Below are 22,781 nucleotides of genomic sequence, written 5' to 3' on the forward strand. Positions count from 1 at the left end.
CTATGCATTGACCTTTGCCAAAGCCTCTTCGATATAGTCAAATGTGGATAATACCTCCGCTTTGCCGTCAATCATCGCCACATCATGCTCGAAATGCGCAGAGGGTAGTTTATCTGCCGTAATAATGGTCCATCCATCAGATAGTTGCTTTACGTTTTTGGTACCCATATTGATCATAGGTTCTATGGCAATCACTAGCCCATCCTTGAATAATGGCCCTCTTCCGCGTTTTCCAAAATTCGGCACTTCAGGCGATTCATGCATTTCTTTTCCCAGACCATGACCCACCAACTCACGAACAACACCATAACCATTTTTTTCGGCATGTTGCTGTATGGCATAGCTCAAATCACCCATTCTGTTACCTCTTTTCACCTGTGCAATTCCCAAATCCAGGCATTCTTTAGTGACTTCCAGTAGTCTTTTTGTCTTGGGCTCTACTTCACCTACTTCAAAAGTATATGCATGGTCGCCATAATAGCCATTCATTTTTGCTCCAATATCCACACCCACAACATCCCCGTCTTCTAAGGGTCTGCTTGTGGGTATACCATGTACCACTTGCTCATTTACCGAAGTAATGATCGTGTTTGGATAATCATATAAACCAAGAAAGCCAGGTTCTGCGCCCTGATCTCTAATAAACTCTTCGGCCCAAGCATCCAGTTGCAATGGTGTCACGCCAGGTTGAATTTTAGAGGCCATAAGGCCAAGGGTTTTAGATACTACTAGCGCGCTCTGTCGAATCAGTTCTATCTCTTCCCTTGTTTTGTACTTGATCATGTTGATTATTAATAATGGAGTGCAAAAATATAGGAATTAAATAAAAAAACCCGTCCCGATAAGTATCGGGACGGGTTTCAATTTCTTTTTTTATCCTATTAGATCACGCCTTCTAGCACATCTTTGATAGGTACTCTCTTGCCATCTTTGAAAGCTACGATCCAAGCATCTTTCACGCCCATTTCTCTCAAATATTTTTTGAAAGTATCTGCTTCCCAATAATCTTTGAACATGCCGATCGTGTACTTCATTACACCATCTTTTTCGTCCAATTGGAAAGAAGGATTGTTTTTAGAAAAATCAGATAAATCTTTCTTTTTGAATGCTCCAATTTGAACTTTAAAAAGAACACCTTTTTCATTAACAGCACCACCTGCGCCTAAAGAGCGAGTATTGCCAGCCGAAGCTCCACTACCGAGGTCTTCTACTGACTTCTTTTTGGCATCTGCCAATTCCCTTCTCAGGCTTGACACCTGATCTTGATAGTCTGCGATTTGATCATCTTTTTCCTTGATACGATCATCAACGCCAGCTACTTCTTTCTTCAAGCTGCTTAGTTGACCTTTAAGAGACTTGTTTTCCTCTAAAAGAGCTTTGTACTGCTCAGGGCTAAGTGCTTTAATTCTTTTTTTCCATTCTTTCGTTTCTTGTTTTGACATCTGCGCTTCCGCCGTCTGTGCGAATCCCACGAATATCAAAAGGGAAAAAATTGCTAGTATATTCTTCATGATTTTATGATTTAATCCTACTTATAATGTCTAATGTACAAAAAAATTAATCTAAATATAGGTCAATTTAGTCAATAATTGTACTTTTTCAAGTTTTTGAAATGTTTGATTATTTTTTCAAACTGCCCACCATATTGGCTGGGACGACCCATTCGTCAAACTGCTCATTAGTTAATAACTCCAACTCTAATGCAGCTTCTCGAAGTGTTTTACCTTCTTTATGTGCTTTTTTTGCGATTTTGGCAGCATTTTCGTACCCTATGTGCGTATTTAATGCCGTCACAAGCATCAAAGACTTTTCAAGTTTTTCTTCGATGATAGGGTGATTAGGCTCAATGCCTATGGCGCAATTGTCATTGAAGGACTCGCACGCATCGCCTATCAATCTGGCCGAATTGAGCAAGTTATAGATCATCATTGGTTTGAATACATTCAATTCAAAGTGCCCAGTCATACCGCCAGTAGAGATAGCTACATCATTTCCAATCACTTGGCAGCACACCATAGTCAGTGCCTCACATTGTGTGGGATTTACTTTTCCTGGCATGATAGATGACCCGGGCTCATTCTCTGGAATGATGATTTCTCCAATTCCACTTCTTGGCCCTGACGACAGCATTCTGATATCATTTCCGATTTTCATAAGGCTTACTGCCAATTGCTTCAAAGCACCACTCGATTCTACTATGGCATCGTGTGCTGCAAGTGCTTCAAATTTGTTTTCGGCAGTTACGAGAGGGAGGCCTGCATGTCCTGCTATTTTCTTAGCGACTAATTCAGCATAGCCTTCTGGGGTATTGAGACCTGTTCCCACAGCCGTACCACCCAGCGCCAATTCAGACAAGTGAGGGAGTGTGTTTTTCAAGGCTTTCAAGCCAAAGTTCAATTGAGCCACATAGCCTGAGAACTCATGTCCTAAAGTAAGGGGAGTAGCATCCATAAAGTGAGTCCTTCCGATTTTCACTACATCTTTGAATGCTTCAACTTTCTTGGCTAATGTATCTCTTAGTTTTTCAACTTTAGGAATAGTAGTCTCTACCAACATTTTGTAACCAGCAATGTGCATGGCAGTTGGGAAAGTATCGTTTGATGATTGTGATTTGTTTACATCATCATTTGGGTGAATGGCTTTTTTGTCATCAGACAAAGACCCACCATTGATGACATGCGCACGATTGGCAATTACTTCATTCGAATTCATGTTGGACTGCGTACCAGACCCTGTCTGCCATACTACTAATGGGAATTGATCATCGAGCTGACCTGCAAGAATTTCGTCGCACACTTTTCCGATTAAGTCAGATTTGCTTTTATCCATTACGCCTAATTCAGCATTGGCTTCAGCAGCAGATTTTTTTAAAATGGCAAATGCCCTGATGATTTCCATTGGCATCTTCATGTGTTCACCACCTATTTTGAAGTTCATCAATGAGCGCTGAGTTTGTGCACCCCAATATTTCTCGGCAGGGACTTTTACCTCCCCCATCGTGTCTTTTTCGATTCTATATTCCATAATGTATGATTTGCAATGCTTAAAAACAAAGATAGTATGCTTTGTGGGTCTTTTTTGGATTTCTTTAGCTTGTAATTTTAGAAATGTAGTGCCATAGCACCACCCCGATAGTCACGGAGATATTTAGTGAATGTTTGGTTCCAAATTGGGGAATTTCCAAACACTGATCTGAAGCTGTGACTACATCTTGCGCTACACCAAACACTTCATTGCCAAAAATGAAAGCATACTTATCTATAGATGTAGGTTCGAATGAATTGAGCATCAAACTATGCTCTGCCTGCTCCACAGCAAATACCTTCCAATTTTCAGCCTTCAATTTTTCAATTGCTTCTAGTGTATGCGCTACATGTTCCCATTCTACGGTTTCTGTAGCGCCCAATGCCGTTTTATTAATGTCTCTATGAGGAGGCTGACCTGTGATGCCGCACAGGTATATTTTTTTCACATTAAAGGCGTCTGATGTTCTAAACGCCGAGCCTACATTGTTAAGACTACGTACATTGTCTAATATCAGGATGATGTCATTTTTCTTCACGCCCTTATATTCCTCGACTGAGTGACGATTCAGTTCTTCATTCTTTAATTTTCGCATGAAATTAGTAGCCTTTTGATAATCTGACTGCAAATAAAAATGATTCAGAGAATTTCTGCTTGGTGAAGTGTCAATACTTTCCCCGACTTGTTAAATTCGTGGTTTGATCCGAAAGTAAAATGGCAACCGCAAAGAAAGAAACTCCTTTAATGAAACAATATAATGCGATCAAGGCGAAACACCCTGATGCGCTATTGCTCTTTAGAGTTGGGGATTTTTATGAAACTTTTGGTGAGGATGCGGTAAAAGCCAGCAAGATACTGGATATCGTACTGACAAAAAGAGCCAATGGATCGGCCTCCCATATCGAATTGGCGGGATTCCCACATCATTCTCTTGATACCTATTTGCCGAAATTAGTGCGAGCTGGTAATCGAGTGGCTATCTGTGATCAGTTGGAAGACCCTAAAACGGTCAAAGGAATTGTGAAAAGAGGAGTGACGGAATTGGTGACTCCAGGATTGACATTGAATGATAATGTCCTTGATCAGAAGAAAAATAATTACCTGGCGTCAGTAGCATTCGGGAAAGACACGCATGGGATAGCGTTTTTAGATTTGAGCACGGGTGAATTTATGGTTTCATCAGGGGACTTGTCTTATATAGATAAGATGATTCAGGGTTTTAATCCCTCTGAAGTTATTTATTGTAAGAAAAACAAAGAGCAGTTTTCTGCTCAGTTCGGAGACGATTTCAATACGTTTTGTCTTGAAGAATGGATCTATGGATTTGATTTTGGATATGAAAAATTGAATGCCCACTTCAATACCAAAAATCTTAAAGGGTTTGGAATAGAAGACTCGAAAGAAGGTATTTGTGCAGCTGGTGCGATTCTTTTCTATCTAGAAGAAACAGAACATAAGGAAATCAGTCATATTTCCTCCGTATCCAGAATAGACACGGATAAATATGTGTGGTTAGATAAATTCACGATTCGTAATCTCGAATTAGTCTACGCACAACAATCAGATGGCATCCCACTTTTGCATGTTTTGGATGACACGCATACTCCCATGGGTGCACGACTGCTCAAAAAGTGGATGGTGCTTCCTCTAAAAGAAAAGGCTGAGATAGAAGCCCGTTTGAATGTGGTGGAAGCTTTGATAGGTGATGTAGAAACCACAGAGCAAGTGCTATCACATCTGCAGCAGATAGGTGATGTAGAAAGACTGGTGTCTAAAGTGGCCGCACTTAGAATCAACCCGAGAGAGCTACTTCATCTCAAGAAGGCGCTTAAAAATATTGCGCCTATCAAGGATATTCTGATTGGTACATCAGATGAACATTTAAAGAAATTCGGCGACAAGCTCAATCCATGTGCTCAATTGATTGAGAAGATTGATCTGAATCTAAAAGAAGAATTGCCACTCAATGCCACCCAGGGCAATATCATTCAGGACGGTATAGATGCCGAATTGGATGAGTTGAGGAAGATAGCCTTTTCTGGCAAAGACTATTTACTCCAGATTCAGGAAAGAGAAAAGGAGCGCACGGGTATTTCGTCGTTGAAAATAGCCTACAACAAGGTGTTTGGCTATTACCTGGAAGTGTCCAATGCACACAAGGACAAGGTGCCCGAGGAATGGATCAGAAAGCAGACTTTGGTCAATGCCGAACGATACATTACTGAGGAGCTTAAAACCTATGAAGAAAAAATTCTGACCGCAGAGGACAAGCTGAGCAGCATAGAACTCAGGTTGTTCAATGAACTGGTTGCTTTTACTTCTGACTATGTGTTAGAAATCCAGAATAATGCGCGCAACATTGCTCAGATAGATTGTTTGGTGTCATTTGCCAAAGTGGCCGTCAAACAAAATTATTGCCGTCCATTAATCAATGATGAAAGGGCTATAGACATCAAAGAAGGTCGTCATCCTGTCATCGAAACACAATTGCCGCCAGGCGAGGAATACATTTCCAATTCTGTCTTTCTGGATGATATCTCTCAGCAGATTATGATCATCACTGGACCAAATATGGCGGGTAAGTCAGCTTTGCTGCGGCAAACAGCATTGATTGTATTGATGGCTCAGATGGGTGCTTATGTGCCTGCAACTTATGCCAAAATAGGGATCATTGATAAGGTGTTTACTCGTGTGGGTGCTTCAGACAATCTATCGAAAGGGGAATCTACTTTTATGGTAGAGATGACTGAGACGGCCAGTATCCTGAATAATCTGAGTGAAAACAGCCTGATCTTGATGGATGAAATTGGCCGCGGGACAAGTACCTATGATGGTGTGTCCATTGCTTGGTCCATCGTGGAGCATTTGCATAATCATCCCAAATACCACGCGAAAACTATGTTTGCCACCCACTATCATGAACTGAATCAGATTGCTGAAGACTTTCCTAGAGTGAAGAACTTCAATGTGTCTGTGAAAGAACTGGATAATCGAGTGATCTTTATGCGAAAGCTAAAAGAAGGCGGGAGCCAGCACAGTTTTGGAATTCATGTAGCACAGATGGCTGGTATGCCCAATGAAGTGGTGATCCGCTCGAACGAAATCCTCCAACACTTAGAAAAAGACAAGATCAAAGAGCAGCATGACGAAAAGATTGAGTCCATGCCCAAGAACAACTTTCAGCTCAGCATGTTTGAGAGTGATCCGCATTTTGAAGAAGTGCTGGGACTACTAAATAAGCTGGATGTAAATACAATCTCACCAGTGGAGGCCTTGCTCAAACTGAATGAGATTAAAACAATATTGAAAGGAAAAGGTTAACCTTACCTTGGAAGCCTGAAATTCAAAGGCAAGGCCATCTTTACACGTACGGCCTTTCCATCGATCTTACCAGGTGTCCATTTTTCACAATTAGCAACTAGTCTAAGTGCCTCTTTGTCGCAGTCGCCATTTAGACTCTTGAGTATTTTTGCGCCAGAAACACTTCCGTCTTTTTCTACCACGTATTCTACGAATACCCGACCTTCTATTCCAGCAACTTTAGATGCTTCTGGGTATTGCATGTTGGACTGAATGTATTTAAAAAAAGCGGACATGCCACCAGGGTAGGCAGGTTGCTCATCAGCAAGAGAATATATTTTGTCTTCATCCTGTGCATTTGCTTGGGCAAAGGCGAAACTTAATAGAAGGACGAACACAAATGTTGCAAGTTTCATAACTATGGGAGTTTTTCGTGAGGCAAAATTAACACGAAACTATCACTTTCCATTCTACAATGGTTATTTGAATGTTATCTTTCTAGCCAATTGAGAAACTCTGGAACCCGTACACGACTGATCAGAATCTGATCCTTTGGCTCTGGATCAAGGATTACTTCCAATCGACTATTGAAATATTTGTTTACCATTTTGACAGAGTGAATGTTAGTAATGAATTTTCTGGAAAGGCGGAAAAACTCATTAGGGTCTAGTAATTCGACCAATTCGTCCAGTTTATAGTCAATAATGAACTTGGCATTTTCCTTGGCAACCAAATAAGTATAGTCGTTCTCAGAGTAGAAATAGGCAATATCATCTACAGATACATGTCTCAGTCGATCACCAGTTTTGATGATAAAACGCTTCTTATATTCTACAGCTTCCATGCTCATACTGAGCAATTTCTCGACTTGTACAGTGCTTAGTGCAGGAGACTTTTGAGGAGAGAATTGATTTTTGATTGCACTGTATTTGTCTATTGCAGCCTTTAGTTGATCTTCTTCTATTGGTTTGAGCAAATAGTCAATGCTATTGACTTTGAAAGCCTGAATGGCATAGTTTTCAAATGCAGTTGTAAAAATGACAGGACAAGTAATTTGCTTTTGATTGAAAATTTCGAAACTCAACCCGTCCGACAGCTGAATGTCCATAAAGGCTAAGTCTGGTTCGTCATTTGATTCAAACCATTCAACAGCATCCTCTACAGATTCAAGACAATCTAGTACCTCTATTTTGTAGTCTGCTATTCGCTCCAAAAACCGCTTGAGTTCTTCTTGAGCAAATTTCTCATCTTCAATAATTAACACCTTCATAATCAGGATCCAATATTGGAATTTTGACCGTAAAAAATTCTTCTGTTTGTTCAATCACCACCTTTTTGTCAGTGACAATATCATAATGGCTGCAAATATTGTCTAAACCAATTTTAGATGAGTAGCCTTTTGAGGACTTTAATCGAAGTGTATTTTTAATTATAATTTGATCACCCTCTATGGTAATCCACAGAGAAAGCGGATACTTCTCGGAGACCACATTATGCTTGATGGCATTTTCTATCAAAAGCTGGAGCATAAGTGGAGGCACTTGATGAAAGTTCTTCTCCTCCGAAATATTGAATTGCAAATTTAGCTTGTCGCCAAATCGCAATCTCATCAAATCAATGTAGGAGGAGGTAGCTTTTAGTTCTTCTTCTATAGTTACCAGTCCTTTGTTTCTGTGCTCCAGTACATTGCGATAAACACTGGCTAGCTGCCTGATGAAATGATAGGCGGTTTCGGGATCAGAGTAGACCAAGGAAGAGAGTGTATTTAGGCTATTGAATAAAAAGTGAGGGTTTACTTGTGTCTTCAGCATTTCGTGGCGAAACTCAAGACTGGATTTTTTAAATCTTTCTAATTCTACCATAGACCTTCTCCACCTATTCAAAAAGTAGATGCCCATCTCGATGGCCACCACAATGACCGTAATGGAAAAAGTAGTGGTTATGACTACCACATCGTCAAACATAGGGCGCACGATAGGCTTGCCAAGCAGACGGTCAAATAAAAACTTCAGACCCGTAACAGCCAAGACTACGAATAAGCTGTTGCTAACCAATTGAGCAAAAAATCTAGTAGAGATATTTTCTACCCACGGCAAGTATTTTTCGAGTCTTCTATTGATCCATCGGACGCCTTCCAGAATGATAAAAGCAATCACTATGGCTATGACATATTCTTGCCACTGAAACCTAATGCCAGATTCTTCATAAAAAAGACTGTAAATGAAATCAACAAAAAACTGGGTGCCAATACCCATTATGAGGATACTTAGCCAGCGCCACCAGTTTAATTTGCTATCAGAATAAGTGCCAGGGATTCTCAATTCTTTGTTTGCCAATAACAGTTGATTCATGAAAGGTAAATAAAAAAAGGATCCTAGCGGCCAGGCTAGGATCCTCAGCATGATACAAAAACAAAACTACTTAACGATTAAAGTTTTTGCTGCTTGCCGTGCTGAAACAGCCAACAGCGTTTGGTTCTTTCTAAGAATTACTTCTTTTCGATTTTTTTTATGACCGTGTAGTCGGCATTGGAAACTTTGTATGAGTACAATCCAGAAGGAAGATTGGATACATCAAATCTTTTTAAAACTTTCATGTCTTGTTTTACAGTTTCACTGTGTAGGGTCACTCCCTTTTGATCAATTATAGCAATCTGTACTTTGCTATCTGCAGGGTTTATCAGTTGTAGATAGATCATGTCATTGGTGTGAGCGAAGATGTTTGCTTTTACTTCTGCACTTTCTTTTTTACCTGCTTTGTCCACATGAGCCAAAGCCATGGTAGTAAGTGCCATCATTGCGATTACTGTTAATTTTAAAGCTTTCATAGGAGTATTATATTTCGTTGTGAACAATTAACTACAAGGCAAGGATAGAGGCGAAATGGAAATCTCAAAAGTTAAAATCGGTGAGCTTTATTTTTTCTCAGGTGAAATGTAGCTTCTTCTTGTTGAAGTATAATGGAGTTTTTGGGCTGTTTTTTAATTGCGATGGCAACCCATATAAATTCATGTCATAAGACAGTCTTTAAACAGTAAAAGTGCGTAAAATGAGAGTAATTAGTATTTTTTGCTGGAAGCGTAAATCACCCGAATAGAACAATTGTTGTTTCAAACTTAAGGTTGAATGAAATGGGTTGTTTTGTCAAATTGTTTTCATACCTATGTCAAGACTAGGGTCAAAGTTTCCCGTTTGGATGAAGCATGCTTGCATAGCTGGAAGGGTCAGAACATGCAAAAAAAGTCATTAACATGAAAAAAGTTAAAGTACAAATCATAAATTCTTTTTCGATCAATGAAAAAGGCGGAAACCCGGCAGGGGTAGTATTGGATGCCGACCATTTGAGCATGGCTCAAAAGCAGACAGTTGCTAAGTCAGTGGGAGTATCTGAAACGGCCTTTCTTTATCAATCTGAGCTTGCTGACTTTAAGGTAGATTTCTTTACACCTACTAAACAGATTCCCCATTGTGGTCATGCGACAGTGGCAGCCTTTTCCTATTTAAGGCAGTTGAACCAAATCGCAACAGATCGTTCAAGTAAGGAAACTATTGATGGACTTAGAAGTATATTTTTTGAAGAGAGTCGAGCTTATATGGAGCAAAAGTCACCAGCTTTTTATCAACTGAGTGATGATGAGATATCACAAACGGCCCGAGCTTTGGGCTTGAAGAGCACAGACTTGCTAGCCTTGCCTCAAATTGTAAATACAGGCAATTCCTTTTTAATTGTTGAAGTTGAAGAGCGTGTATTGGAATCTATAGAGCCCCTACATCCTGAAATTGAAAAAATATCCAAGAAGCATGACCTGATTGGGTTTTATGTCTTTGCGAAACCAGCAGATCCAGCTTTTGATGCTACCACACGAATGTTTGCCCCTTATTATGGAATAGACGAGGAATCAGCTACAGGTATGGCGGCTGGTCCATTGGCCTGTTATTTAGATAAGTATCATTCCAACCGTACTCCTAACTACAAGATATCCCAAGGTAGGTTTATGACTGCACCTTCTCCTAGCTGTATTTATGTGAGATTGGAAAAGTCGGAGGATCAGGTCACTCGACTATTTGCTGGTGGAGACGCCTATGTTTCAAGTACGATAAACCTAAATATCAATGAATAATCTACTAAAACAAGATCTGGACGAAATTCATGACTTAATGAATAGTACGCTTCGTGAGGGTTTGAATTACCTTGATCAGATTAACGAATTGCCGACTTCTGTAAAAGTAGAAGGGTCTCAATCCGTTAATTTGGATGAGTTAGGTATGGGAGGAAAAAAAGCCCTGTCAGAATTTAATCAACGGTTCAAATCTCTGATGGTCGCTTCTACTGGCCCTAGATATTGGGGTTTTGTTACTGGAGGTGCTACGCCTGCGGCTTTGATGGGTGATGTACTGGCGACAATTTACGATCAAAATACACAGACGGATAAAGGGCATGGGGATGTTTCGGCTCTGATCGAGTTCGAAACGATTCAGTTACTCTTAGATTTATTTGATCTACCAAAAGATTATCTAGGCGGGTTCGTCACAGGGGCAACCATGTCAAATTTTAGCTGTCTGGCCGTTGGACGTCAATGGCTGGGCAAACAAAAAGGGATTGATATTGCCAAAGAGGGAATAAGTGGTCAACTGAAAGTATTGGCTGCCACTCCACATTCTTCAGCCATCAAATCACTGGCCATGCTGGGCATGGGCAGTGCCAATTTGATCAAGGTGGGTACGCTTGGAGGTACCAGAGAAGCCATTGACATGGAAGATCTAAAACATAAGATAGATGATCTCAATGGAGAACCATTTATTTTGATCACTAGTGGAGGTACTGTGAATACAGTTGACTTTGATGATTTTGAAGCTATTGCTCAATTGCGCAAGAAGCATAATTTCTGGTGGCATATAGATGCTGCTTTTGGGGGATTCGCCGTTTTGTCGCCAGCGCATGATTTTTTACTGAAAGGGTGGGAGCATGCAGATAGCTTGACCATAGATGGTCACAAATGGTTGAATGTACCTTATGAAAGCGCATTCTTTTTTATAAAAGAAAAGCATAAACTGTCGCAAGTAGAAGCTTTTCAGAACTCTAATGCACCTTATTTGGGAGATCCATTAGATAATTTCAATTATCTCAACTTCCTTCCGGAAAACTCCCGAAGATTCAAGGCACTAGCGGCTTGGTTTACACTGAAGGCTTATGGGAAAGAAGGGCACAAAGAAATCATCACCAGGAATATTAAACAGACCCAGCAGTTAGGTTCTTTTGTGGAAAACAGCAAGCATTTCGAGTTGCTTGCTCCAGTTCGTTTAAATACAGTTTGCTTTACGCTAAGAGGCGAAAGTGATGCAGCAAGAGTTAATAAATTCTTAAATGAATTGAATGACACTGGAAAGGTTTTCATGACGCCGACTGTGTTTAATGGCAGAAGTGGTATCCGAGCCGCACTAGTCAATTGGAGAACAACTGACGAGGATGTATTATTGGTGTGGCAATTGATGCAACAGACATTTGAAGGTATATAAAGGCTATAAGGCACCAAGCAAACTACTTAAAGGGTCTTTGTCTTACGGTTGGATGGATTAGAGTCCAGAAAAGATCGCCAAGAAGAATAGGTTATATAGGTAAGACGCAACAATATCTTAAATAAAAACAACTTTATCATCTTATTTTGCAAGTAAGAGTTTTTGGATTCGCTGAATGAAGTTAAATTAGCCGATTATTTGATAGTCAATCCATCTTTACTTGAAATGAAACAGTTCGTTCAACTTTCTCTCGTATTATTATTTTGGGGAGCAGTACACCACACCAGTGCTCAGAATCCACAAGATAAAGCTTCTGACCATAAGTCGTTTAAAAAAGGGGCAAGGCTGTTTAAGAATGGTAATTTCGTAAAGGCGGAAGAGCAGTTTCAGATGCTATTGGATTCTGGGTATCGCGACAACGATTTGATTACCTACCAGGCTCAGGTGCATTTAGAGCTACATGAGCCTCATGCAGCTAAGGATGTGATCTTATTGTCTAAGAAGAGAGATCAAGATTTGGATTATCTATTGGCGATTTCTTATTATTATTTGGAAGAGTTTGAAGAGGCTTTTGTAGAACTTTCGTTTGTCACTGACACGGCAACCTTTCATGTAAAAGAAATGCATGATAGAATAGCTGATGTCATGCACCATTATCACGATGCCCAAGGCTATGTCATCCAAAACTTTGGACCTGAGGTAAATACCAAGTTTAGAGAGTATGCGCCCGTTATGTACGATGGATTTAGCGAATTACTTTTTACAAGCCGAAATGATTCTAGCGAATACACTGCACATGACGGGTTGGCTTTTGAAGCTATTCATGACACCAGAATAGATAGCTTAAACAAATGGCATGTAGCTGACCCCTTCGAATTTCATACAGCACATGAGCAAAGACATGATGCTACTGTGCAGGTATATCGCAATCATACCAAGCTCATTACATTCCATGATGGTAGATTATTTAAGTCCCACAGAGTGAATAACGTTTGGGAAGAAGACGGGCCATTGGAACTTCATGCTGATGAAGTAGCCACGGATACGCATTGCCATATATCTGATGACGAATCCAGTATTATTTTTGCTTCAGATTTTCATACTTATGGCCATAATCTGGATTTGTTTACGGCTCACAAGCTGGAAGATGGAACCTGGAGCGAGCCCGAGCCTATAGCTGAGCTGAATACAGATTTTGATGAAGATTCGCCTTTTCTGGCTGGTGACAGTACATTGTACTTTAGCTCAAGGGGGCATGGATCACTTGGGGGCTATGATGTATTCAAAACTAATTATGACAAAAAGACCAAGAAGTGGAGCAAGCCTATAAACCTTGACTACCCTATTAATACAGTAGCAGAGGATATTTACTACTCTACTTATGGCAAAGTGGCATTTATCAGTTCTACTAGAAATGGCGGTTATGGATCATTGGATTTGTATAGAATTTTACTTTTCAACGAAATTTTGATTGGAGGAACCATTACAGATGAAAAGACTGGCGATCCAGTACCAAATGCTGCGGTTGAAATTGCTTATGATTCGCTGTACTTCCGCACGTACACGGATAAAAATGGAAAATATGAGATATATGCGCCTGTCAATAAAAACATGAAAATCACTGTGGTGGATGGAGACAGACAACTTTCACAAGGAGAGTACTTTCTGGATGTGTTTTTTAGAGAGGAAGACAATCTAAAGTTTGATCTTGAAATACCAAGTAAAGGTGCTGCTGCCCCTGTAGGGTCTCAGCTCATTCATGTAGAGATGAAAAATGACTTTGCGAAGAAACCTTATATTAAATCCGTTGCCAAGGATCAAATCTCAGGCTGGTCGGATAGTCTGAAAAATCATTACGAAAAAGTCAGAATCGAGCATGCACCTCCCGGCCCTGGTACGGTCACTGTTTATTTAGAATTCAATAGTACAGAGTTGAGTTCTTCAGTCAAAGAGGTATTGGATGAGTTATATAAAGACCTGCTGAAGACTGGCAGGTACAAGGTAGAAATAAGTGGGCATACAGACCCCAAAGGCCCAGCAGCATACAATCAGAAATTATCTGAAAGAAGAGCTAAGGTAGTGGCTGACTACATGTTTGAACATGGCTTTGATGCCAAAAGAGCCAAAGTGGTGGGTTTTGGGGAAAGCAAGCTTATCGACAAGACTAAATCCGCAGAGGCAGATGCTAAGAATAGAAGAGTAGAAATACGATATTATTAAAGGGCGCAATCCATAAAAAAATCCGTCAGGCCTGACGGATTTTTTTATGGATGTGTCAACCCAAAAACTGACACAGAATTAAGATTTGGTTTACTCGCTCCTTGCAACAAGTTTACTCTTTATCTATTTTCTTTTTTAGTGTATAAAATTCACTAGAAACTTCATAGAAGTAAGACCCAGCTGGTAAGTTGGAGATATCAAATCTCTTCAACGTTTTTACTTCTTCTTTGACAGATTCTGAGTGAAGCACATGGCCATTTTGGTCGGAAATTTTAATAAGAACCTTTCCCCTACCAGCTTTTTCTAGCTGTACATAGATCATATCATTTTTAGAAGGAAAAATTTGTGCTTTTACTTCAACACTCTTTTCCTTGTCGGCTTTGTCCACATTGGCCAAAGCTACATTTGCAACTGTCGTGAATGCCACGACTGCTAAGAATTTTAAACTAGCTTTCATAGAAGTATCGTTTAGTTGTGAACAATAAATTACATGGTAAGAATAACGGGGTTTTGTAGTAGCAGAAAGCAAAAACAGGTGAGCTTCAATATTTATAAGGTGAATTTTAATGTGCTTCAGTTGAATGTAAACGTCTATTTTCAAGCTATTTGTTAAGGCTGATATTAGTTTCCCCCAAATCTGCTAAAGGGCAGTTTCACGCCCCATTTTTACAGGTTCACTCCTTTTTATAACCTATATATTCCAAAATCAGTTTTCTTTACAAAGAATGAAATTCAGTTGGAAACTCATATTGTACTTTGGATTTGCTGGGGTGGTTGCCTCAGTTTTCATGACCGTTTTGCGATTTGCCAGAAAGAACTTTGAAGGCGATATCATAAATGTTTGTGGAAATTTCTTTCTCAATGCTATTCAGGGTTACGTATTGGTTGTGATCGTAGCGAGTATAGTATTATACGTGTTGGGTTGGATTGATAGGTTTCTTCCATGGAATCGAAAGGCTTTTTTAAGATTCATAGCTGATTTGGTCATCACGCCTGCCATAGCTATGGTCATCATGCTCCCACTAAGTACGATCACGTTTTATATAGGTATGGACTATGATCATGGTTCTCTAAAGGAGCACATCATTGCCAATATGTCTATCACGCTAGTCATGGATATTATTATGGTTGGTATTTATGAGGGTTACTATTTTTTCACACTTTGGAAAAAATCATTAATTAAGAATGAGCAGCTCGAAAAGGAAAATATGACCGCTCGCTATGAAGCACTAAAAAATCAGGTCAACCCTCATTTTTTATTCAATAGTTTGAATACAGTATCTGCACTCATACATGAAGACCCAAATAAGGCAGAAGAATTCATTGATGAGTTTTGTAAAATTTATAGGTTTTTACTAGAGCATCAAGACAAAAACCTTCACTTATTAAGGGATGAATTGACTTTTGTAAAATCCTTTTTGGCGCTACAGCAAGTGAGGTTTGGGCAAAGTTTGGTGTCGTCAGTGGAATTGGATGAAGATAAGTTGGATGATTTAATACCTACACTTTCGTTACAGCTTTTGGTGGAGAATGCCATTAAGCACAATCAGGTTACTGAAGAGAAACCGCTTAGTATTTCTATCACAGAGGAAAATGGGATGGTGGTGGTAAAGAACACATTGCAGGTCAGAGCAGAAAAGTTGAAATCTACAGGAATTGGGTTGAACAATTTGAATGCTCGTTATGAAATGTTGGCAAATCTAAAGCCTGTTTTTTTTAAAACAGAAAGTGAATATGTGGCCAAGCTGCCACTGATACAAAAAGCATAGGATGACAGAAGTAGTAATAGTCGAAGACGAGCGTTTGGCGGCAGAGAAGCTTAGTCGTCAACTCAAAAATATTGATAGCCAGATTGAAATTGTGGCATGTTTAGATTCAGTTTCGCGAGCAGTAAAGTTTCTTTCATCAAGAAGTGTAGACCTTATTTTTTTAGATGTCCATCTTGGAGATGACGTGAGTTTTAGCATTTTCGAAAAAATTAAAATTAAAACACCAATCATCTTTACAACAGCCTATGATCAGTATGCCATAAAGGCTTTCAAACTGAACAGTATAGATTATCTCCTGAAACCAGTAAGTAAGACAGATTTGAAGGCCGCATTGACGAAATATTTTGATGGCAAACAAGATCAGACTTCTGTAGATTATGAGGTCTTGCTGAGAAGTCTACAATCCAATGACGCTTCCGTCTATCAAACCCGTTTTATGGTGTATAAAGGGGACAAGGTAAAAACGATAGATGTGACTGATGTAGCTTATTTCTTTGCGGAAGGCAAGTATGTCTATCTGGTTGAGAAGTCTGGGTTTGAATATCTGGTGGATTACACGTTGGATAAGCTGAAAGAATATTTGAACCCTCAGCGTTTTTTTAGAATCAATCGTCAATTCATCATTCAGATTTGCGCTATAGAGGAAATGGTAAATTATTCGAAAGGCCGACTCCAAATAAGTTTGAACCCACCCACTAAAAAGGACGCAATTGTGAGTATCGAACGCGCCACTGCATTTAAAAACTGGCTGAATAAATAAATTTCATCCTTGTATTTCCAGCTTCACACCGAGATAAACCGGGTTTGTCGAAAGATAGTTTTCAGATTCCCATGAATTGACTTCTTTAGAGATATAAACATTAATAGTATGAACAAGAAGCAAAAACTCAAGACTCAGTCAGATACTAAGAAACCAAAATTGACAGTCTCCAATCAAAGTGATAAGGACATAAAAAAAATGACAGTAGTGATGCAGCTGGTGTGTTGGTGATTTTACAGCTCCTCGTCTTCCAGAATTTTATTCACTTTGGTGATCACACTGTCCAAATCTAGAGCGGAAATGTATATTTTTTCTATAATCTCTTCTTGCTCTTCAGGCGACATACCCTGGATTTTTGAGATATTGATAAGTCCGAGCAAATTGGACAAAGGAGCACGAACTTCGTGTGAATTAGAGAACGCATAGTCGCGCAATTTCTTATTTTGGGATTCTATTTTTTGAGTACGCTCCATCACCAAGACTTCAAGCGACTCATTCATATTTTTCATTTCTCCATTTACTTTCTCAAGTTCATTGGCTTGCTCTGCAATTTGCTCCTTTTGCCGAGTGATCTCATCGTTCAATGTCCTCAAAAGCTTGATTGTTTTTTGCTTTCGGAGATTGAACCTATACCAGAAAAATGCCGTGAGTAGTGCACAGGCCAAACAAATGACCAATGCAAACTGAATCGTGTTTTGACGCTCAATCATTAGATTTGACGCCTGCAACTCATTTATTTTTAGTTGGTTGTCTTTGAGGAGTAGCTCGTTTTCCTGCTGTATTTGAGAAAGTTGGTGTTTGGCTTCTACTTGCGTGATGTATTCAAGTTTTTGTCGATTGTACAAACTGTCTTTAAAAGCCAAAAAAGTCATGGCTTGTTTGTAGGCATTCTTTGAGTCTCCTAGATCAGCGTATATTTTGTGTAAGATTTCGGCTGTTTGTACTGCTTCCGGGATTTGCCCAATTTCTGTTGCCAAAGCAATTGACTCTTTTGCCAGTTTTATGGCATCATCAGTTTTCCCTATTAATAAATTGCAACTGGCCATGTCTCTGAGCACCTTAGCAAGGCCGCGTTGATAGTTGATTTGTTGATAGAGCTTGTAAGCATTACTCAATTTATCCAAGGCCTCCTTATAGAGCCCACGTTGGTATAGGATGACGCCCAAAAAATTGTCATTCACCGCGACGCCCTTGATGTCTTTTAGTTCTACAAATTGATCGCGAGCCTTTTGGAAATGGTTTTGTGCTTCTTCCATCATCCCTAGTTTTAGTTTGAGCTCACCAATATTTTCAAACGCATTGGCGATACCCCATTGTTGCTCATGGAGTACGTCTAGTTCAAGACCCTTGAGGAAGTAGGTCTCAGCAGATGTGTAATCTCCTAAATTCGACTTTACAAGCCCAATATTGGTGTGAGTGAGTCCAATAAGTCGATCGCCATTTTTGGAAGTAATTTCAACCGATTTGAGGAGATGCACCATGGCGCTGTCATACTCCCCGATCAGTGCCATCAAAACGCCCAGATTATTTAATACCTGTCCCTTTAGCAAGTTGTCATCCTCTGTGTCAGCGATTTGGTTTGCCTTAGTGAAATATACAAGCGCTTCAGGGAATTCACCAAATTCCAGATAGATCCAACCAATATTTTTATACACCATACCTACTTTGTTTGAATCGCCTAAGGCACGATACATTTTCAAAGAAGACCGCATGTCATTTAGAGATTCTTCATAGAAACCTGTATTGTGTTTGATGAGTCCTTTGATTCGGTAGTGCTCTGCTTGGCCTGATTTGTAGTTGATACGCTCAGATATTTCTAGCGATTTTTCTATGTAGTTCAGTGCGCTATCAGGATTGGAGCGGTAGGTACGAAGCCCCAATAAGTTCAGAATGTCAGCCTTTTCTTGTGGAGAAGAGGATAGTAAAAGTGATTTTTTGAGACTGTCTGAGGTAAGTGATTGAGAAACAGAATACGAATAGCTTACAATTAAACTTAAAGAGAATACGACAACCTTAATTAATCTTCTCATACGGAAGTATCAATAATTCAATCCATTGTCATTCGAACTTAGGATTGAAGATTAATGAATTTGTTAATTGGCTAAGCGGAATATGGAAGATAATGAAAAAAGTCAAGAAATTAAACTGAATGCTTATCGTGCATAAAAGAGAAGGTGTTGACTAAGTTTTTAATCACTGATGGCATTGGAAAATTTACCTTTCCATAATTTCGAAATCCTTTGAGAACTATCTATAATGTGGATTCTCAGGCATTTCTTTTTTAGGGCCGTGTTCGTATTGATATTTCATCACACCCAAGTATAGGCACATAAGAAAGGCAAGAATAAGTATAGCTGTAACCATAGCAAACGATTAAAATACTTAGCAAGGATAGTAAAGTATAAATTTTGAATCTTGCCAATAATATTTAAAATGCTGCCAAATTTATTTTTCAACTGTTCCGTAAGATAAAAAAAGACCGCCATTGCTAGCAGTCTTTTTGTGCACACGGAAGGATTCGAACCCTCAACCCTCGGAGCCGAAATCCGATATTCTATCCAGTTGAACTACGTGTGCTTATTAAGTATCTAATACTGAGTAGTTAGTATGGAGACTAAGTCTGGGTACTAACTACTCAATACTATTTTAAATCAATTCTTTCACCTTAGCAGCTGCATCTTTCAATACGATGGCTGAGTAAACTTTTAACCCAGATTCTTCAATGATCTTAGCACCTTCTTCAGCGTTAGTTCCTTGTAGTCTGACAATAATCGGGATGTTGATTTCTCCAATGTTTTTGTAAGCCTCTACTACACCACTAGCTACTCGATCACACCTTACGATACCACCAAAGATGTTGATCAAGATGGCTTTCACGTTAGGATCTTTCATGATAATTCTAAAACCAGCTTCTACCGTTTGCGCATTGGCAGAACCTCCAACGTCAAGAAAGTTGGCAGGCTCGCCTCCAGACAATTTGATAATGTCCATCGTAGCCATGGCCAGTCCAGCACCATTTACCATACAGCCCACGTTGCCTTCTAGTTTCACATAGTTCAAACCAGACTTAGCAGCTTCTACTTCTGCAGGATCTTCTTCGGTATAATCTCTAAGCTCCGCAATGTCTTTGTGTCTATACAAAGCATTGTCGTCAATGTCTACCTTAGCATCTACAGCCAATATTTTGTTGTCAGATGTTTTGAGCACAGGGTTGATTTCAAACATTGACGAATCGGTCGCTTCGTAAGCCTTGTAAAGTGAGAAAATGAACTTCACCATGCCTTTGAAAGCTTCTCCCTCCAAACCGAGAGCAAATGCTACTTTTCTTGCCTGAAATGCTTGGAGTCCTACAGTTGGATCAATCCATTCTTTAATGATTTTTTCCGGAGTTTCTTCAGCAACTGTTTCGATGTCCATGCCACCTTCTGTAGATGCCATGATTACGTTGCATCCTTTAGCCCTGTCAAGCAAAATTCCCAAGTAATATTCACTAGGCTCCGATTCTCCCGGATAGTACACATCCTGGGCAATCAAAACTTTATTTACCACTTTGCCCTCAGGCCCAGTTTGGTGAGTAACCAAAGTTCCCTTTAAAATACCTGCAGCTTTTTCTGGAACTTCGTCAAGGCTTTTTGCCAAAACCACTCCATGAGATCCAGTCTCATTGACCGTTCCTTTTCCTCTACCACCCGCGTGGATTTGAGCTTTTACCACGTACCATTCTGTGCCAGTTTCAGCGTTCAATTTCTTTGCAGCAGCTTGTGCTTCTTCTGGAGTTTCAGCAACGATGCCTTCTTGTATTGTTACTCCGTATCCTTTGAGTATTTCCTTTGCTTGATATTCGTGAATGTTCATATCCTTAATGTTTTTGTGTCCCGTCGGGATGCCTTCGGCGCGAAGCTACAGCAATACCGTGGCATTTTCAAGTCAGAGAATTCTTTTGAGACCTTGATTTACTATCTTTCTTTTTAATATTAGCAAATGGATAAATTAAAATCCATTCAAACTGCTCATTATTGAGTTTCACGAGAACTACATCTAAAAATCAATACATTGAAAGAAGGGTCGCTAGAATACAAAATATTTAAGTCAACCTTATTGTTTATCATGGCTATGCTTATTTATGCCATGGCCTATCGTCTCTACCTGGAAGAGTACTGGACTACAGTTGGATACGGCTTAGGTTGGATCTTCACCTATGTGATCTGGCGTGTCAGCAGACAAGCTCAAAGTTTGCGTCTTATAGTTGTTCCATGGGCAGTTTTTATTTTTCTTTTTGCGATTTTCTTTTGGTTTAAAACAGGAGGATTGAATGGTAGTGGCTTAGTTTTTTTCTCCGTAAGCCTGACTTTAGTCATCATTGCCTCCAGAAAATGGCGCATCAGACTTATTCCCATTTTTATTATAACTCAGTCCTTGCTGGTCTGGGCAGACATTTACTTAAAGCATTTACCTATCTGGGGCGTTAATGACAAACCTGAGATAGACTTTGTATTGCTTACATCCATAGTCATTTCATTGGTGGTAATGCTCAAGAACAACTACGATGATAAGGAGGAGAAGATTGAAAAATTCAGTCGAGGACTGCGAGAATTGCATCGTTTGAATTTGAAACACGATTCCAATCTAGACGAGGTATTGACTGACTACCTTAATTCAGGAACAGAACTTTTGGGTATGCAAACGGGTGTGATAGTGGATATGAGCAGTGGTACTTCTATTATAAGAAACATCAGTAATGAGCAATATGCAGCAGAACAATTGTCTCTAAATGAGGGTGTGCTGAGGAAAGTCTATGAGGAGGACACTACTCTGTTTAGGGCGGGAAGCAGTTCGAACCTTGACAACAAAAAGATCTCTGGTATAGCTTCAAAATATTTCATTGCCTCACCACTAATGGTTAATAATGCCAAGTATGGTGTGCTGCTATTTGCTGCTGAAGAATCAAAACGAAATCGATTTGAAGAGTACGATATCGAAATAGTGGAATTGATGGCTATTAATATAAGTCACTTATTGGATATTAAAGTGTGGAGTGAACATCAGAAAAAAACAGATTACGAATTGCACCTGAGTGAAAAGAGATTCAAGACAATTTATGATTATGCCAACGTCGGCATTTGCGTATGTGATAGAAAGGGGATGATCTTAATGGTGAATAGGGCACTACAAGAATTGCTCGAATATACAGAAGCAGAGCTAATTGGGGAAACCTTCTATTCAATATCAGATTCTGGTGATCTAGACGAGATGGATCTGGACATTCGCCAATATGAAAAAATTGTAGTGGGAGAAATTGATCATTACGTTATAGAAAAGAAAAATACAACCAAGAGTGGAAAGGAAATAATAATCAACAAGACAGTTTCTACAGTTCGGGATGAAAATGAAAAGGTTCGATTTACGGTCATGATTGTAGATGACGTTACCAATCGCAAACTCAATGAAACTAAGATCAGCAATCTCAATCAGCAGCTGGAAGTTCAGGTCGAAAAGATGGACGTAGCAAACAAGGAGTTGGAAGCTTTTAGCTATTCCGTTTCGCATGATTTAAGAGCGCCATTGCGAGCGATTGATGGGTTTTCAAAAATCATACTTGAAGATCATGAAGATGAGTTCAATGAAGAAAGCAAACGGCTACTCAATGTCATTATAAAAAATAGTGGTAAAATGGCCATGCTCATTGACGACTTACTCACTTTTTCCAGAATCACCAGAAAGATAACAGAATTCAAGCCAATCAATTTCGAAGAATTAGTACTAGGTATTATAGAGGAGCAGGCTTTGGATGAATCAAGTTTTGCCATAGGCACCTTACCAGAAGCAAAAGGAGAACCTACTTTAATGAAACAAGTGTTGTCAAATTTGATTGGTAATGCTGTAAAGTTTAGCGCAAAAGAAGAAAAACCTGAGATCACAATTGGAGTACATGAGATGGACGATCACTATGAATTTTTTGTGAAGGACAATGGTGTAGGTTTTAATATGGCTTATTATGACAAAATATTTGGCGTGTTTCAAAGATTGCATACAGAGGAGGAGTTTAAAGGCACAGGTGTAGGATTGGCCATAGTACAGAAGGTGATGATGAAGCACAATGGCAAAGTCTGGGCTGAAAGTGAAGAAGGAGTGGGTACTACCTTTTATTTTAGCCTACCCAAATGAAAAATTGTAGATGATAGGTGAGTTGAG

General features: G+C 39.5%; 19 protein-coding genes and 1 tRNA gene. 8 read left to right on the forward strand and 12 right to left on the reverse strand.

The genetic code is table 11. From position 1 onward, the window contains the following. The 4 genes from map to B9A58_RS12655 form a co-directional block, all read right to left on the reverse strand. A complete protein-coding gene (map, locus tag B9A58_RS12640; protein ID WP_084373245.1) occupies positions 1 to 783 on the reverse strand; it encodes a type I methionyl aminopeptidase in 783 nt (260 codons plus the stop codon). A 98-nt stretch (positions 784 to 881) separates the two neighbouring features. Beyond that, positions 882 to 1,511, reverse strand: coding sequence for a hypothetical protein (locus tag B9A58_RS12645; protein WP_084373246.1), 630 nt, complete (start codon positions 1,509 to 1,511; stop codon positions 882 to 884). 109 nt (positions 1,512 to 1,620) lie between these two features. Further along, positions 1,621 to 3,024 (reverse strand): class II fumarate hydratase, encoded by a 1,404-nt coding sequence (gene fumC, locus B9A58_RS12650; protein WP_084373247.1) that lies wholly within the window; start codon positions 3,022 to 3,024, stop codon positions 1,621 to 1,623. Positions 3,025 to 3,088: 64 nt separating this feature from the next. Continuing rightward, a complete protein-coding gene (locus tag B9A58_RS12655) occupies positions 3,089 to 3,619 on the reverse strand; it encodes an RNA methyltransferase (RefSeq protein WP_084373248.1) in 531 nt (176 codons plus the stop codon). A gap of 119 nt (positions 3,620 to 3,738) precedes the next feature. Between B9A58_RS12655 and mutS the strand changes: the two genes are divergently transcribed. After that, the gene (gene mutS, locus B9A58_RS12660) at positions 3,739 to 6,345 is read left to right on the forward strand and encodes a DNA mismatch repair protein MutS (RefSeq protein WP_084373249.1); all 2,607 of its coding nucleotides are present in this window, start codon (positions 3,739 to 3,741) and stop codon (positions 6,343 to 6,345) included. A 2-nt stretch (positions 6,346 to 6,347) separates the two neighbouring features. On the opposite strand, the gene B9A58_RS12665 is transcribed toward mutS, so the two are convergent. The 4 genes from B9A58_RS12665 to B9A58_RS12680 all read right to left on the reverse strand — a co-directional run bounded on the left by B9A58_RS12665 (position 6,348) and on the right by B9A58_RS12680 (position 9,151). Further along, on the reverse strand, positions 6,348 to 6,740 hold the full coding sequence (locus B9A58_RS12665; RefSeq protein WP_084373250.1) for an energy transducer TonB: 393 nt from the start codon (positions 6,738 to 6,740) through the stop codon (positions 6,348 to 6,350). A gap of 74 nt (positions 6,741 to 6,814) precedes the next feature. Next, entirely contained in the window at positions 6,815 to 7,594 is a 780-nt protein-coding gene (locus B9A58_RS12670; RefSeq protein ID WP_084373251.1) for a LytR/AlgR family response regulator transcription factor, read from the reverse strand. Next, entirely contained in the window at positions 7,575 to 8,675 is a 1,101-nt protein-coding gene (locus tag B9A58_RS12675) for a sensor histidine kinase (RefSeq protein WP_176214770.1), read from the reverse strand. Before B9A58_RS12675 ends, B9A58_RS12670 begins: the two co-directional genes overlap by 20 nt. Positions 8,676 to 8,812: 137 nt before the next feature. Further along, complete coding sequence (locus B9A58_RS12680) at positions 8,813 to 9,151, reverse strand: T9SS type A sorting domain-containing protein (protein WP_084373253.1); 339 nt, start codon at positions 9,149 to 9,151, stop codon at positions 8,813 to 8,815. A 423-nt stretch (positions 9,152 to 9,574) separates the two neighbouring features. On the opposite strand from B9A58_RS12680, the gene B9A58_RS12685 reads away from it, so the two are divergent. From B9A58_RS12685 to B9A58_RS12695, 3 genes are all read left to right on the forward strand, one after another. Continuing rightward, positions 9,575 to 10,444, forward strand: a complete 870-nt coding sequence (locus B9A58_RS12685) for a PhzF family phenazine biosynthesis protein (RefSeq protein ID WP_084373254.1) — start codon at positions 9,575 to 9,577, stop codon at positions 10,442 to 10,444. Beyond that, entirely contained in the window at positions 10,437 to 11,840 is a 1,404-nt protein-coding gene (locus tag B9A58_RS12690; RefSeq protein WP_084373255.1) for a pyridoxal phosphate-dependent decarboxylase family protein, read from the forward strand. Before B9A58_RS12685 ends, B9A58_RS12690 begins: the two co-directional genes overlap by 8 nt. A 225-nt stretch (positions 11,841 to 12,065) precedes the next feature. Then, a complete protein-coding gene (locus B9A58_RS12695; protein ID WP_139793877.1) occupies positions 12,066 to 14,060 on the forward strand; it encodes an OmpA family protein in 1,995 nt (664 codons plus the stop codon). Positions 14,061 to 14,172: 112 nt separating this feature from the next. Here B9A58_RS12695 and B9A58_RS12700 read toward each other — a convergent pair whose 3' ends face one another. After that, positions 14,173 to 14,517, reverse strand: a complete 345-nt coding sequence (locus B9A58_RS12700; RefSeq protein ID WP_084373257.1) for a T9SS type A sorting domain-containing protein — start codon at positions 14,515 to 14,517, stop codon at positions 14,173 to 14,175. Between the two features lie 268 nt (positions 14,518 to 14,785). Here B9A58_RS12700 and B9A58_RS12705 point away from each other — a divergent pair, with 268 nt between their 5' ends. The 3 genes from B9A58_RS12705 (at position 14,786) to B9A58_RS20725 (ending at position 16,820) form a co-directional block, all read left to right on the forward strand. Further along, positions 14,786 to 15,829 (forward strand): sensor histidine kinase, encoded by a 1,044-nt coding sequence (locus B9A58_RS12705; RefSeq protein WP_084373258.1) that lies wholly within the window; start codon positions 14,786 to 14,788, stop codon positions 15,827 to 15,829. A 1-nt stretch (position 15,830) separates the two neighbouring features. Beyond that, the gene (locus B9A58_RS12710) at positions 15,831 to 16,589 is read left to right on the forward strand and encodes a LytR/AlgR family response regulator transcription factor (RefSeq protein ID WP_084373259.1); all 759 of its coding nucleotides are present in this window, start codon (positions 15,831 to 15,833) and stop codon (positions 16,587 to 16,589) included. A 108-nt stretch (positions 16,590 to 16,697) separates the two neighbouring features. Next, complete coding sequence (locus tag B9A58_RS20725; protein ID WP_262502010.1) at positions 16,698 to 16,820, forward strand: hypothetical protein; 123 nt, start codon at positions 16,698 to 16,700, stop codon at positions 16,818 to 16,820. 2 nt (positions 16,821 to 16,822) lie between these two features. On the opposite strand, the gene B9A58_RS12715 is transcribed toward B9A58_RS20725, so the two are convergent. The 3 genes from B9A58_RS12715 to sucC form a co-directional block, all read right to left on the reverse strand. Continuing rightward, complete coding sequence (locus tag B9A58_RS12715) at positions 16,823 to 18,619, reverse strand: tetratricopeptide repeat protein (RefSeq protein WP_084373260.1); 1,797 nt, start codon at positions 18,617 to 18,619, stop codon at positions 16,823 to 16,825. 473 nt (positions 18,620 to 19,092) lie between these two features. Further along, positions 19,093 to 19,166 (reverse strand) — tRNA-Arg (locus tag B9A58_RS12720). Between the two features lie 69 nt (positions 19,167 to 19,235). Then, positions 19,236 to 20,444 (reverse strand): ADP-forming succinate--CoA ligase subunit beta, encoded by a 1,209-nt coding sequence (gene sucC / locus B9A58_RS12725; protein WP_084373261.1) that lies wholly within the window; start codon positions 20,442 to 20,444, stop codon positions 19,236 to 19,238. Positions 20,445 to 20,696: 252 nt separating this feature from the next. Here sucC and B9A58_RS12730 point away from each other — a divergent pair, with 252 nt between their 5' ends. Further along, positions 20,697 to 22,754, forward strand: a complete 2,058-nt coding sequence (locus tag B9A58_RS12730) for an ATP-binding protein (protein ID WP_139793878.1) — start codon at positions 20,697 to 20,699, stop codon at positions 22,752 to 22,754. Positions 22,755 to 22,781: the final 27 nt, after the last annotated feature.

The sequence above is a fragment of the Reichenbachiella faecimaris genome (assembly GCF_900176375.1).
Taxonomy (GTDB): Bacteria; Bacteroidota; Bacteroidia; order Cytophagales; family Cyclobacteriaceae; genus Reichenbachiella; species Reichenbachiella faecimaris.

Bases quoted from the DNA above. Each gene is read 5' to 3' on its own strand.
- map (WP_084373245.1), bottom strand. From the start codon at position 783: ATGATCAAGTACAAAACAAGGGAAGAGATAGAACTGATTCGACAGAGC.
- B9A58_RS12675 (WP_176214770.1), bottom strand. From the start codon at position 8,675: ATGAATCAACTGTTATTGGCAAACAAAGAATTGAGAATCCCTGGCACT.
- B9A58_RS12670 (WP_084373251.1), bottom strand. From the start codon at position 7,594: ATGAAGGTGTTAATTATTGAAGATGAGAAATTTGCTCAAGAAGAACTC.
- B9A58_RS12685 (WP_084373254.1), top strand. From the start codon at position 9,575: ATGAAAAAAGTTAAAGTACAAATCATAAATTCTTTTTCGATCAATGAA.
- B9A58_RS12695 (WP_139793877.1), top strand. From the start codon at position 12,066: ATGAAACAGTTCGTTCAACTTTCTCTCGTATTATTATTTTGGGGAGCA.
- sucC (WP_084373261.1), bottom strand. From the start codon at position 20,444: ATGAACATTCACGAATATCAAGCAAAGGAAATACTCAAAGGATACGGA.
- fumC (WP_084373247.1), bottom strand. From the start codon at position 3,024: ATGGAATATAGAATCGAAAAAGACACGATGGGGGAGGTAAAAGTCCCT.
- B9A58_RS12680 (WP_084373253.1), bottom strand. From the start codon at position 9,151: ATGAAAGCTTTAAAATTAACAGTAATCGCAATGATGGCACTTACTACC.
- B9A58_RS12665 (WP_084373250.1), bottom strand. From the start codon at position 6,740: ATGAAACTTGCAACATTTGTGTTCGTCCTTCTATTAAGTTTCGCCTTT.
- B9A58_RS12710 (WP_084373259.1), top strand. From the start codon at position 15,831: ATGACAGAAGTAGTAATAGTCGAAGACGAGCGTTTGGCGGCAGAGAAG.
- mutS (WP_084373249.1), top strand. From the start codon at position 3,739: ATGGCAACCGCAAAGAAAGAAACTCCTTTAATGAAACAATATAATGCG.
- B9A58_RS12645 (WP_084373246.1), bottom strand. From the start codon at position 1,511: ATGAAGAATATACTAGCAATTTTTTCCCTTTTGATATTCGTGGGATTC.
- B9A58_RS20725 (WP_262502010.1), top strand. From the start codon at position 16,698: ATGAACAAGAAGCAAAAACTCAAGACTCAGTCAGATACTAAGAAACCA.
- B9A58_RS12700 (WP_084373257.1), bottom strand. From the start codon at position 14,517: ATGAAAGCTAGTTTAAAATTCTTAGCAGTCGTGGCATTCACGACAGTT.
- B9A58_RS12655 (WP_084373248.1), bottom strand. From the start codon at position 3,619: ATGCGAAAATTAAAGAATGAAGAACTGAATCGTCACTCAGTCGAGGAA.
- B9A58_RS12690 (WP_084373255.1), top strand. From the start codon at position 10,437: ATGAATAATCTACTAAAACAAGATCTGGACGAAATTCATGACTTAATG.
- B9A58_RS12730 (WP_139793878.1), top strand. From the start codon at position 20,697: ATGGCTATGCTTATTTATGCCATGGCCTATCGTCTCTACCTGGAAGAG.
- B9A58_RS12715 (WP_084373260.1), bottom strand. From the start codon at position 18,619: ATGAGAAGATTAATTAAGGTTGTCGTATTCTCTTTAAGTTTAATTGTA.
- B9A58_RS12705 (WP_084373258.1), top strand. From the start codon at position 14,786: ATGAAATTCAGTTGGAAACTCATATTGTACTTTGGATTTGCTGGGGTG.